General features: G+C 42.5%; 10 protein-coding genes. 3 read left to right on the forward strand and 7 right to left on the reverse strand.

The window, feature by feature from the left end; genetic code table 11:
- From RYL27_RS03175 to RYL27_RS03200, 6 genes are all read right to left on the reverse strand, one after another.
- On the reverse strand, positions 1-322 hold a 322-nt coding region (locus RYL27_RS03175), incomplete at its 3' end, for a response regulator (RefSeq protein ID WP_314965180.1).
- A gap of 214 nt (positions 323-536) precedes the next feature.
- Entirely contained in the window at positions 537-1268 is a 732-nt protein-coding gene (locus RYL27_RS03180; RefSeq protein ID WP_314965182.1) for a LytR/AlgR family response regulator transcription factor, read from the reverse strand.
- A gap of 15 nt (positions 1269-1283) precedes the next feature.
- Positions 1284-4127 carry a response regulator gene (locus RYL27_RS03185; RefSeq protein WP_314965184.1) on the reverse strand — a complete coding sequence of 948 codons (2844 nt, stop codon included), beginning with the start codon at positions 4125-4127 and terminating at the stop codon, positions 1284-1286.
- A gap of 277 nt (positions 4128-4404) precedes the next feature.
- A complete protein-coding gene (gene spoVG, locus RYL27_RS03190; RefSeq protein ID WP_007156442.1) occupies positions 4405-4680 on the reverse strand; it encodes a septation regulator SpoVG in 276 nt (91 codons plus the stop codon).
- 15 nt (positions 4681-4695) lie between these two features.
- Positions 4696-5817, reverse strand: a complete 1122-nt coding sequence (gene glgD / locus RYL27_RS03195) for a glucose-1-phosphate adenylyltransferase subunit GlgD (protein WP_314965186.1) — start codon at positions 5815-5817, stop codon at positions 4696-4698.
- Complete coding sequence (locus RYL27_RS03200; protein ID WP_314965188.1) at positions 5814-7088, reverse strand: glucose-1-phosphate adenylyltransferase; 1275 nt, start codon at positions 7086-7088, stop codon at positions 5814-5816. Before RYL27_RS03200 ends, glgD begins: the two co-directional genes overlap by 4 nt.
- 456 nt (positions 7089-7544) lie before the next feature.
- Here RYL27_RS03200 and asnS point away from each other — a divergent pair, with 456 nt between their 5' ends.
- The 3 genes from asnS to RYL27_RS03215 are packed head-to-tail and all read left to right on the forward strand — an operon-like array spanning position 7545 to position 11978.
- Positions 7545-8933, forward strand: coding sequence for an asparagine--tRNA ligase (gene asnS / locus RYL27_RS03205; RefSeq protein WP_314965190.1), 1389 nt, complete (start codon positions 7545-7547; stop codon positions 8931-8933).
- Positions 8934-8988: 55 nt separating this feature from the next.
- Positions 8989-10044 (forward strand): metallophosphoesterase family protein, encoded by a 1056-nt coding sequence (locus tag RYL27_RS03210; protein WP_314965192.1) that lies wholly within the window; start codon positions 8989-8991, stop codon positions 10042-10044.
- Entirely contained in the window at positions 10041-11978 is a 1938-nt protein-coding gene (locus RYL27_RS03215) for an ATP-binding protein (protein ID WP_314965194.1), read from the forward strand. The genes RYL27_RS03210 and RYL27_RS03215 overlap by 4 nt, the downstream gene beginning before the upstream one ends.
- Before the next feature lie 169 nt (positions 11979-12147).
- Here RYL27_RS03215 and RYL27_RS03220 read toward each other — a convergent pair whose 3' ends face one another.
- Positions 12148-13275: a hypothetical protein gene (locus RYL27_RS03220; protein ID WP_314965196.1), complete on the reverse strand. Its 1128-nt coding sequence runs from the start codon at positions 13273-13275 to the stop codon at positions 12148-12150.
- Positions 13276-13366 lie beyond the last annotated feature (91 nt).

Below are 13366 nucleotides of genomic sequence, written 5' to 3' on the forward strand. Positions count from 1 at the left end.
AAGGTTTTCTGATATAGTCATAAGCGCCCAAATCAAAGCCCTTAATCTCCGCTCCGGAATCCTCGTCAGAGGTCATAATCACCACCGGAATATTAGCCAAATCATGGCGTTCCAAACGGCGAATCTCCTTCAAGAAAGCATAGCCGTCCATCTCCGGCATGTGCAAGTCCACCAGCAAAATATCCGGTTTGGAATTCGGCAAATCCTCCAATGCGGTTTTGGCATTGTTATAAGTAGCTACCTGATAATGATCCTTCAATGCCTTTTCTGCAATTTTTCTGGGAATCAACTCGTCATCCACGATGACCACTCTCTGGCTCATTTTACTCCTTTTCCACCATCCCTGGAAACATCTTACAAAAATCTTACATCCTGCTTTTATCATACGAAAAACGATAAAGACACGTCAAGCTCTATTTAAGTTTTTTATTCTTAATTCTCTTTAAAAAAATTCACAAAATAATTTTTAATTCATCTATTAAAATTACTTTATTGAAAATCCTTTAGTAACACACAAAGAGGCCATGTCTAGCTTCTTAGACGCTGGCCATCTTCTTAGTATGCAAATATTCCGTATGTCCCTTCCGGGCTGTAGCTAAATACTTCTCACTGATGGATAATTCCGTTCCATCCTGCAAGATTAAACTTCGCCCGGTAATCCTTTGAATGCAATCCTTGGATACCGCAATATAGCGGGATATCTGTAAAAAATCATCCTTCCCGTGTTGATCCATAAAGGCTTTCATGGACATATAGGTTTCCATATCATCTTCATGCAGGTGAATGAGAAGCCTTCTTCCCATGGTTTCTACGTATTCCACGTCTTCCAGATAAATCCGTTCCGGCTCCCGGTCCACCATGACTTCCATATACTTTACCTTTTCCACGGTTTCCAAGGCGTGGGAAAGCACTTTAGAAAATTTCTCATATTCCACAGGCTTTTGAATGTAGGAAAATGCCTTTAATTCAAAAGCCTCCGTCACATAGTCATTTCCCCCTGTGATAAAAATGATTTTCCCCGGAGCATTTCGTTCTTTAATCTCCCTTGCCAATTCAATTCCATTTAAATTCGGCATAAAAATGTCTAATAAAAACAAGTCTGTAAGATTAAGATCCTGCTCTTTATTTTCCAGAAATTCCTCTCCGGAGCCATAGTAAGAAATCTCTACCGGAATCTTCCGTTCTTTAAAAAATCGTTCCAATAGGACCCCTAAAAATTTCCGTTGTACCAGCTCATCATCACATACCACAAGCTTAATTTTCTTCATGGGTAAACTCCCGGACTACTGTAAGTATTCTCTAGCTTCTTGAATTGTCTTCCTGTAGAGAGCCATGAAAGCCTCATGATTATAGGCAATATAATGCTCGGCTTCCTCTTTCTCTACGTTGTCTACTACTCTTTTTGCTGCATGTTCCAGTTTTTTTGCATTTTCGGATAGCTTTACGGCGCCAACTGTTAAGGAGGTTGTCTTTAATCCGTGGGCATAAAGACGATATTTACTGTAGTCCTTCTCTGCAAATGCCTTCTCCAGCTCTTGCATCTTTTCGTCACTACTGTCTCTGAAAAGCCCCAGAATTTCTCGATATACTTCCTCATCCTGCATGCAATACTGCAAACCTGTACTTCGATCCAGCGTTTTCTCTTCTTCTTCCTTCTCTACTATAGCATGTTTCTTTAATTCTGTCTGAAAATATTCTTCATTTGTTCTCTTCCGAATTAAATTCTCCGGTAGGAAGGTATACAAGGTTTTCTCCAGCTCATTTCCATCCACAGGCTTCGTCAGATAAGCGTCAAAGCTTGTGTTTACGTACTTCTGACGAATACCGGGGAGCATATTGGAGGAAAAGGCAATGACGGGAACCGGCTTTCCATAACGGTTTTCAAAGGCATTTTCCCGAATCTTCTTCAGAGTTTCTTCTCCATCCATTCCCGGCATCATGTGGTCAAGGAATATAATATCGAAGTTCTCTTCTCTTAACTTCTCAATACACTCTTCTCCGGAAAAGGCACAGGTAATCTGCACTTCCGTCCTCTTCAAAAGATTCTGTACCAAACGAAGATTTAATTCATTGTCATCCACCACTAAAATTCTGGCGTCCTTGGCAATGAAACCCTTATTAAAGTCCTTCTTCTCTCCTCTTTGCTTCTGATACCGTTCTTCATAATTTCCGATACGATCTTCGTTTAACTGCCACTGGGGAATATAGGCGGTAAAGCAGGAGCCCTCTCCAAATACACTATCCAACTGAATGTGTCCGTTCATGATTTCCACAAAATAGTTGGTAATGGGCAGTCCCAGACCTGTTCCCTGAATGTTTTGGCTCCAACCGGACTGTACTCTTTGGAACTTCTGGAAAATCAGCTTCTGATCACTTTCCTTCACACCTACACCGGTATCCTTTACGGCAATCTGCAGCTCTATGGCTTTTGCCGTACTGAGTCCGGTTTCTTCCTTGGACTGCACAGGAGAATTTCCCTCTTCATCCAAAGACCTCGCTGTTACACTCAAAGTGATTTTTCCCTTTTCCGTGTACTTAATCGCATTATCTATCAGGTTTAGGATAACCTCTCGCACCCGGAAAGCATCTCCGTAAAGTACCGCCGGAGTATCTCCATCAACAATGATTTCAAATTGCAGTCCCTTCCACTCTGCACGGAAGCGAACCATACTGTTGATTTCGTGAATCACGGTAGCCAATTCATAGGGCTTGGGCACCAGCTTGATTCCTCCGGATTCGATTCTGGAAAAATCCAAAATATCATTTACCAAGGACAACAAGGTCTGTCCGGAAGCCTGAATATCCTGCGCATAGCTTAATACCGCATCATCACGGCTCTCCCGAAGAATCATCTCATTCATACCGATAACGGTATTAATGGGAGTTCTAATCTCATGGGACATATTGGCCAAAAATTCCGCCTGTACCTTATCGGAAATTTCCAGCTTGCTCTTTTCATTTTGTACCTTATCATACTCAATGCCCTGGGCATGCATAATCTGGAAGGCAAAGATAATGGTTCCGATAGAAAGGAATTTTCCCTGATTTGCGTATCCGCTAATCATATAGGAAAGCAGCTCAATAATACAGAAACCGATTAGGGTACAATAGGCTCCCATCATCCAGGTCAACTCCCTAAAGAGGTGCTTATCCTTCTTCCAAACCATGTAAAAGCTGCGCAATACCTCGATTGCGGTAATCAGTCCCAAAAGGTCAATGGGAAGATTTAATTCCGCGAAGGAAAAGATTCCTACACCCGCAGAAAAAATTATCAAGGTATCACAGATAAAGATGAGGAAGGACAATAGGAAAAGCTCTCTTTGGCATAAACCCTTTTCCACCTTGTTAATAAACAGAAGTGCCGGTATCGGAATCATAATAAGAGACAGGTACTCCAGATTCCACAGCAATAAAATATTATTAAAAATCAGCTGTCTGGCATCAATCTGGCAACCAAGCCATAGTCCCATAAAGAACAGGCTGACACCTGTATAATATGCCCCTCTTTCGTCTCCCTTCTTTTTATCCACCAGGATATATTCCACCCACATTCCGATTCCCAGAAACATGAGACAAAAAGCTGCCAGTATCTGCAAAGCATTCTTCCAAAGGATAGCACAGATAATGGAAACGTCTTCTCCGAAATAAATACCACCAAGGGTATTCTCCGCCGTTCTGCCTCTTCCGGTCAGCTCAATACGAATCATCTTCCCAAGCTGATCCTTCTGTACCGGGATACGAACCCAGGAAATAGGCGGAATCTTACTATTAAATGGCGGGATATCCGCATATTTAAATTCATATACCACTCTACCGTCTATCCACACTGTAATATCCTGATGCACTGTTCGAATGAACAAGCTGGTTAACGCATACGGAACATCCTGGGGCAGCTGTCGTTCAATTAAGAGCTCCTTCTCAGGAACAGACTCTCCGGTAGAAAATAAACGTTTTTTTGAGCCGTCCGGCAAAACTCTTTGCCAGCCGGATTGTAATACTTCAAATTTTTCCTCATAAAATCCAAGCTTATCATAGTAGCGCATGGAACTGGCTACTACAAAGATAAGCACAAAAATCAAAAACAATAGGTAGATAAAACGTATCTTAACTTCTGTTATTCTATTCATACTATTTCTCCGAACTCCTTTTCCGAGAAAACTCTTTATTCAATTCCCTCTATAGATTAGTGCATTTATTTTAACATATTTCTTAAGCTTGTTCTACTCTCAGGCATCCATAATTCCCTGATTCATTGTAGAAAAAAAAGGAAATTGCTCTTTACCATCTTTACATTTCGACCAAAGAAGGAAAATTTATAAATAAAACTTGTTGAATACAAAAAAGCCACTAAGGATTAATCTCCTTAGTGGCCTCAGGTTTGTGAGATTTTACTTCGTCGCGAAATCAAAATCCTTCGCCTTCTTCCTCTGCATCCTCCTGGTATTTTTCCAGAATGGTCTGCTGAAGTAACTCTCTCGTGGTGGAGCGGATAGGGTGAGCAATGTCTCTATACTCACCGTCCGTAGTTTTTCTGGAAGGCATAGCAATGAATAAGCCCTTTTCTCCCTCAATGACCTTAATGTCGTGAATCACAAATTCTTCATCAAATGTGATAGAAACAATGGCCTTCATCTTACCTTCTTTGTCAACCTTACGAACCCGTACATCTGTAACCTCCATGATACTCCTTCCTTTTTACATGGTATACCTTTCATTTTTCTCGATGACGATTCTGATATTCTCCGGTGTTCCAATGTAGGTTGTATTGGCGCGAATGGTGTCCCGGCTCTCCACGATGCAATGTTCAATGACGCTGTTATCTCCGATATACACATCATTCAGGATAATCGAATTGCGAATAATGCAGTTATTTCCAACATAGACCTTACGACACAAAACAGAGTTTTCCACTGTTCCGTTGATGATACATCCGCTGGCCACTATGGAGTTATGCACATTGCAATCCGGATTGTACTTCGCAGGCGGGTTGTCGGCCAATTTTGTGTATACACCAGGGGCCTGCTTAAAGAAGTAATCCCGAATATTTCTCTTTAGGAAGTCCATATTTGTCTGATAAAAGGACTCCACTGAAGCGATATTGCTCCAATAAGTATTCAGTCTATAACCGTAGATTCGCTTGATGTTCTTGTAGCGAATCAGAATATCCTTTACGAAATCATAACGATCCTCATCATGGGCTTTTTCCAAAAGCTCAATCAACTGTCTTCTGCGGATAATATAAACTCCGCAGGAAATACAACTGGCATCAGTTGATACAGGCTTTTCTTCAAAATCCACGATTCTGCTGTCCTCATTCATCTTAAGACAGCCAAAGCGGGATATATCATCCCCTGCATCCATGTTCTTGCATACAACGGTGATGTCCGCTTTCTTTTCGATATGATATTCCAGTACCTTGTTATAGTCAAGCTTATATACCCCATCTCCTGCGGCAATGATGACATAAGGCTCATGAGATGACTGTAAAAAAACAAGGTTTTGATAGAGTGCATCTGCCGTACCCCTAAACCAATCTCCATGCTCCGCAGTAATAGTCGGGGTAAAAACATATAATCCGCCTTGTTTTCTTCCGAAGTCCCACCACTTGGAAGAGGACAGATGCTGGTTCAACGACCTGGAGTTATACTGGGTCAACACAGCTACTTTCTGAATATGAGAATTGGACATATTCGAAAGTGCAAAGTCGATAGAACGGAAGGTTCCTGCAACCGGCATTGCGGAGATGGCTCTCTTGTTGGAAAGCTCTCTCATTCTTTTGTTATTACCGCCTGCTAAAATAATTCCTATTGCTCTCATAGTCTTTCATCCTCCCTTATAATCGCTCCTCCGCTTTGAAGGAATCCATCCGGGTAGTCCGAAAGTTCCGTCTTCCCATAAATCGCCGTGTTTCTTCCAATGGAAACTCCATCGGGTATAAGGGAATTCTCCCCTATCGTAGCAAGGTCTGAACAATACACCCTGCTGTCATAAACAGAATCCTGGTATTCTCCGGTACCAATCACACAATCTTTACCAATCTCTACATTTTCAGCAACCACAGCCTGGTCGATATGTGTGTTCTCTCCCACTACCGTGTTTGCCATAATAATACTATTTGAAATGACGGCCCCATGTTCCACTGTTACACCGGCACCGATAATAGAATTGTAAATCTCCCCATGAATCTCACAACCTTCAGAAATAACGGATCGTTCTACGTGGGAATGGGTTGAGATAAATTGTGGAGCGGGATTATCGGTCTGGGTGTAAATCTTCCAATATTCCTCGTACAAGTTAAATTCGGGAATCAATGCAATCAGTTCCATATTGGACTGCCAGTAGGAATACAAGGTTCCCACATCCTTCCAATATCCGTTGAACTCATAGGCAAAAACATTCCCTATGTTCTGGAAAATATAAGGAATAACATGCTTTCCAAAATCCAAATCCGGCACATCCCGGGTTCGTAGCAAAGCATCCTTTAGCACTTTCCAGTTAAAGATATAAATTCCCATAGAAGCCAAATTACTCTTGGGTTCCTTCGGTTTCTCCTGGAAATCTATAATCCTGCCGGTTTCGTCGGTGACGGTAATTCCAAAACGGCTTGCCTCCTCCATGGGTACCGGCATGGCGGCAATGGTTAAGTCGGCCTTCATCGCCTTGTGATACTCCAGCATAACCTCATAATCCATCTTGTAAATGTGATCCCCGGAAAGAATCAACACATACTCAGGATCATAATTCTCGATGTAAGCGATATTTTGGTAAATGGCATTGGCCGTTCCCGAATAAAAACCGGTATCTTCCTGAGATTCATAGGGCTGCAATACTGTAACGCCTCCCCTATTACGGTCCAAATCCCAAGGAATACCGATGCCGATATGTGCATTCAGGCGTAAGGGTTGATACTGAGTAAGTACTCCCACTGTGTCTATACCGGAATTAATACAGTTACTTAAGGGGAAATCAATAATGGAATATTTTCCGCCAAAAGAAACCGCCGGCTTGGCAACATTCTTTGTAAGAACCCCAAGGCGTGAGCCTTGGCCGCCAGCTAAAAGCATGGCGATCATCTCTTTCTTAATCACGTCATCACCTCTCTGCATCTAAAACATATGGCACTGGCAACCACAAAGAGCTTTCTCTCTATTCAAATACTTCTATTCAAATATTAAGAGAATTCTTAATCTTCTTCTCCTTCTGGTATTTGTATTATAGCACTAACCCCAAGGCTTGAAAACCGAATTTTACGAAATATTTACTATAAAAGCTTCAAGCCTATTCTATTTTTTGTATAAAAGTTATTTATTCTTTGGAAAAAGGCTTTTATGAATCTACCCATTCTATCAAAGAACGTTATAAAAAAACTTTTTAGCAATATAGGTCTGAAGCTAGCGAGAGCGTGCCCCAATTTCAGACCTATATTGCTTAAAAACAATTTTGATTCTCCCCCCCAATTTAATGGGGAGTTTCCGTCGTATTTCCTTGAAAATTTTTTCTACCTCCTATATACTGAAAAATATTGTTTACATAAAGGGGGAAGTATGGAAATTACAGGATTAAGAGACATTTTCCTATCACAGGAAGAATATTTGGATACAGAGGTTATGGTGAGCGGTTGGGTACGAAGCAACAGAGACTCCAAGAATTTCGGATTCTTGGTGATTTCCGACGGTACCTTTTTTACCCCGCTGCAAGTTGTTTACCATGACAGCTTAGAGAACTTTGCACAGGTAGCCAAGCTGGGCGTAGGTGCTGCGGTAATTGTGGAAGGAAAGCTGGTAGCTACACCGGAGGCGAAGCAGCCCTTTGAGTTGCAGGCCAGCTCCATTACGGTAGAAGGAGATACGGAAGCCAGTTATCCCTTGCAGAAGAAGAGACATACCTTAGAGTATCTTCGTACCATTCCGCATCTTCGTCCCAGAACCAATACCTTCCAGGCGGTATTCCGTATTCGTTCTCAGGTGGCTTATGCACTTCACTCCTTCTTCCAGGAGCGAGGCTTCGTCTATGTGCATACCCCCATTATCACAGCTTCCGATACGGAGGGTGCAGGAGAAATGTTCCAAGTCACCACTCTTCCTTTGGAATCCGTTCCTATGGAAAAGGGTGAGGTACAGTACGGAGAGGATTTCTTCGGTAAGAAGACCAGCCTTACGGTTTCCGGACAGTTAAACGGAGAAACCTTTGCCCAGGCTTTCCGAGACATCTATACCTTTGGACCTACCTTCAGAGCGGAGAAGTCCAACACCCAAAGACATGCTGCAGAATTCTGGATGATTGAGCCGGAGATGGCCTTCGCGGATCTGGACGATGTTATGTTTATTGCGGAGGATATGCTGAAATATGTGATTCAGTATGTTTTAGTCAATGCTCCGGAGGAATTGGAATTCTTAAATCAATTCGTGGATAAGGGGCTTTTGGAGAGATTAAATCATATCGTTGAATCCGAATTCGCCAGAGTAACGTATACGGAAGCGGTAGAAATTTTACAAAAACAAAACGACCGTTTTGAATACAAGGTGGAGTGGGGTTGCGACCTGCAAACCGAGCATGAGCGCTACCTCACCGAAGAAGTTTACAAGCGTCCTGTCTTTGTAACCGATTATCCGAAGGATATTAAGGCCTTCTACATGAAGCTGAATGAGGACGGTAAAACCGTTGCGGCAGTGGATTGTCTGGTTCCCGGCATCGGAGAAATCATCGGCGGTTCTCAAAGAGAAGATGATTACGAGAAATTGAAGAAGCGTATGGAGGAGCTCAATATGAATCTGGAAGAATATGAGTTCTATCTGGATTTAAGACGTTACGGCTCCACAAGACACGGCGGTTTCGGTCTGGGCTTCGAGCGAGCTGTGATGTATATCACCGGTATGAGCAATATTCGTGATGTACTCCCCTTCCCAAGAACCGTTGGAAACTGTGAATTATAAAATTTTTGCCTCTCGGGTATCCGGGAGGCTAAAATTAGCTTAGAAAGGATTCCTTATGCGTTTTATCCATGCCGCGGATTTACATTTAGGAATGATTCCGGATGCTCAGCATCCCTGGGGAAGAGAACGAGCCAACGCCCTTCTCCATTCCGCAGAAAAAATCGTAGATTTGGTTTTACAGGAAAATGTAGATGCCTTATTTCTGATGGGACAGATTTTCCATCTCCCTCCTTTACAGAAGGACTTGGAGACTCTACACAAACTGTTTCAAAAAATCCCCTTCTGCCATGTTTTTTTGTTTTGTAAAAATGCAGAGGAAAATTACTTTCTCCGTAACTTCTCCTTCCCTGAAAATGTTCACATTTTCACGGAAGAAAGCAGCAGGCTTTATATCCCTGAACCGGAAATGGAGATTTTAGCTGTTCAGGAGAAGGATTATTCTCTATCTAAGGCCATGTCCTTCGCTTTAGAGCATGAGGATGCCATTCCTCTTTTGTTATGGAATGGGGGTAAGATGGAAAGCCCGGAAGACGCCTCTTTTCATGCGGGAGCTCTGCCCTTTTCCTATGTTGCATTGGGAGGAGGAAAAGAACGTGCCGTGTTCTTAGAAGGAAAAGCTGTTTTCCCCGGATCCCCGGAGCCTTTAGGACCGGAAAGCACAGGGAAGCACGGGGTATACCTTGGAAATATCCATCCAATTACGAAAAAAATGGATAGCCTATCCTTTCACACAATCTCTTCTGTGCAATACATTCCTCTTCATTTTCGTCTGGATCCTTCTGTGGGACAGGAAACTCTTCGGCAACGTCTTTCAAAGGAAATCGAGAAAAGAGGATTACAAAATATCTATAGAATTCGTTTTAGCGGAAACAGAGATCCCGAAACAAAGATTATTCCCGATCTTCTATCAAAGGAAATTCGTCTGGTGGAGTGGATTGACGATACCATCCCTCAATATGATTTTTATGCGCTTTACAGAGAACACCAGCAAGACCTTCTGGGCTTTTTCATCCGTTCCTATTTAAGAAAAGATTTGGAGGATTTGAATCCTTCGGAAAAACAAAGTCTCTTTTACGGCGTTTCTGCCCTCTTAGAAGGAGGAAAGTCATGATACTGGAAAAATTACATATCGCCGGCTTTGGAAAATTTTCGGATTATTCTCTGGACTTCTCTCCCTCCCTGCAGATTCTCTATGGAGAAAATGAGGCAGGAAAGAGTACAATACACGCATTCATTCAAGCCATGCTTTACGGGATTCCCAAGGGAGCCAGTAAACGGGAGGCTTTCTTCCAATATCGCCCCTTTTCCGGAGCAACGGCTTTCGGAGGAACGCTGGAATTTTCCTACCGGGGAAAGTCCTACCGCATCCAAAGGGATTTTCTCCTAGGGGGAGAGGCCGAAGTCACCCCATTGGCATCCGGACAGCTCATCCCTGATGGGGAAAGTTTTTTACAGAGCGTTCTTGCGCCATTTTCTTTGGACAGCTTTAAAAATACCGTGTCTATCCGGCAGTTAAAATCCTCTACAGAAAGAGAGATGGTTTTTGAGCTCCAAAAAATGCTGAGTAATTTTCAGCAAAGCGGAAATGTGGAACTCAGTCCCGATGCGGCACTCCGTTATTTGGACAAGGAAGAAGCCGCACTGCTGGAGAAAATGGTTCCCGAGGCCACAAAGCGCTATTCCTCACTTTTGGGAGAAGTAAAGAATACCCAAAAGGCACTTTCTCAAATCAATGCAGAAGAGATTTTAGACTCTGATGCTATACCGGGAAATGAAGCCTTGTCCGATGCTTCTGTCGAGGAGATTCCCCTATCCAAGGAATCTCCCTCGCTGGAAAAGCAAAAGGAAAGAATTCAAGAAATCAAGAATGATTTAGAGGCTCTTTCCACTCTTTTGGAGAAGGAAGAAGTCCGGGATAAGGAAGCGCTTTTAGAAGAACAAGATCGGATGCTGCTGTATCTGAACCATGCTCAGGAGGAAAAGGAGCTTGGCAAAGGCAGCCTGATTCTATATCCTATCTTCTGCCTTTTTGCCCTTTGTTTTGCCATATTAACGGTAATGAGCTTTCTTTATGCCTATACCATGATTAGTTTGCCGCCTTTTCCTTTCTTTTCCATGGGCTTTTCCGCATACCTGTATCCTTTCTTTTGTGCCTTTTTGCTTTTTCTGCTTTTGGCTCTTTCTCAAAAAAGAGTCTTTAAGCAACATCAAAACTGGATAAAGAAAGAAAAACAGGAATTTGAAGAGCTTTTGAGAAAACGTCAGATTTCCGCCTTTCTACAGTTCCAAAACAGCAGTAAGGAAGAGCTTTCCGAAAAGGGTGCAAGCCAAGGCTACTCTCAAGCAAAGATTATGCAATACTACAGCACCATTTTAGAAAAGTGGACGGAAAGGGAAGAAAAAGTAAAGCTTTTACAGACTTTAGAGGAAAACTATGAAAAAGAACAGGCTCTCTGGAAGGAAAGCAGCCTTGCGGAAAGCCAAAGAGAACAAAGAGAAGAGCTTCTGCGTCAGTACGGAATATTACAAAATAAGGCAGACTTGCTTCGCCCTTCTCTGGAAGAAAACGAAAAGCTTCAGGAAAAGCTGGAGTCTATTCGGGAAGCAAAAGAACGAATTCAGCAGATTGCTACGGAGATTCGTAAAAGCTTTGCCTTCCACCTAAATGATAATTGTGGTCACGCCCTAGCTGAAATCACCAATGGTCGATATGATTCCTTATGGATCGATGAAAATCTACAGCTTTATGTTAATGCAAAGGAGGGATTCTTTCCCCTGGAACAGGCTTCTACAGGCACGATTGATCAGCTCTATCTGGCACTAAGACTTTCCATAGCACTTCTGCTGCAGAAAGAGAATCAGGAATACCTTCCTCTGCTCTTTGACGACAGCTTTGCTATGTATGATGAACGAAGACTTTCCGCCAGTCTTAGCTACTTAAAAAAGGCTTATCCGGCGCAGATTCTTCTTTTCACCTGTCACCATAGAGAAGCCAAAATTTTACAGGAGCTGGGAATTCCCTTTGAACAAACGGAATTAAAATAATAAACGAGATACCGCCGGCACCGGGAGCGATACTCGTTAAGAATAAAAATATTTTTCTATCAATATAGGTCTGAGATTGGGGAACGCCTAGTCGGCTTCGCCACAGTCTCAGACCTATATTGCTAAACATCTTTTTGTTATTTTGATCTTTACAGCCCCTTTGTGTCGTTTAACCTGCAGAATCTGCCGGAGGATTCGCCACGGATTCTACTTCCGGCTCTTCCAGCTTTAAAACCGCTTCTGTAAGACTCTTACACTGTCCGTTTTGTAGGAATTGAATCATTCTCAGGATATCCTCTTCATTCAAATGCTTCTTCCCGATAAACTGTTCGAATTTATGGGTTAAGGCAATCTGCATTTCCTGCGCTTGCCCTTCTAATCTGTTCCTCTCTTGAGAAGCTTGCTGCCATTGCTCTTTTAAAGTAGCCAGTCGCTCCTTCTCCGTATTCTCGATCTCATCTCGTATAATATTTTGGTTTACCGTTTCAAAGCTGTGGAGAGCATTTTGTTTTTGTGCAATAATTTCATTTCTCTCCTGATTCAGTCTGCTCAGTTCATCATCGAACTCTTCCAAATGATAGGGCGCATCATCGGAATCCTTATGAATCTCATTCTTTAAACGCTTCATCTGCTTCTTATTGCGAAGAATTTTCTTTCGAATCTCCGCCCCCTGCTTTACCACCTCTCTATATTTGCCCACGGTTCTATTACCGATAAAGACATAGAGGCCACCGAAAATCAGGATGTCCAGGAGATAGATTCCTACCAAAAACAGAGCTCTGTGGGGAACCAGAAAATAGTAAATAGAAATAGGAACGGCTCCAAAAAAGAGTAAGAAGAAGAAAATCATCCCCAACACTTCGGAGAAAGACACCGGCTTAAATAGGATGCCGAAGAGCTTCGTTGTGCAGAATAAAGGCGCTCCCTCTCTGGTGCAAATACCGTGATACTGCCGTTTCAGCTCCACATTTTCCTGCTTCAAGGGGCCGGATTCTTCTGCCACTCTTTCTTTAATCCCCTTATTTTTCGCTTTTTCTCTGGCTTCCTGAACCTTTTTAATCTTGCCGTCACTTTGCGACAGTTGCTGATCATAGCTGTTTTCCAGCTCTTTTTTCCGTTCTAAAATGGTTTTTTCAATTTTTTGCTTTAGAGCTTCCGTCTCCTGCTCAAAATCCAGCTTTCCCTGCTTTTCTCTCTCTAATGCAGACTCGCTGCGGACTCTACAATCCTCCAGCTGCTTTAGTGCTTCTTTAGCCTGTTCCAAAAATAAAATTGGATTTTCCTGTTCTAATCCCATAGCTTCCTCCCGATAAATAGAAAGAACTCTTTGTCATACTCTATCAAATTCCATTCCTTTATAACAAAAAAGAGAGGCTACGTAAAGAACA

It is taken from the genome of Oribacterium sinus, assembly GCF_963537195.1.
GTDB classification, from domain to species: Bacteria; Bacillota; Clostridia; order Lachnospirales; family Lachnospiraceae; genus Oribacterium; species Oribacterium sinus_A.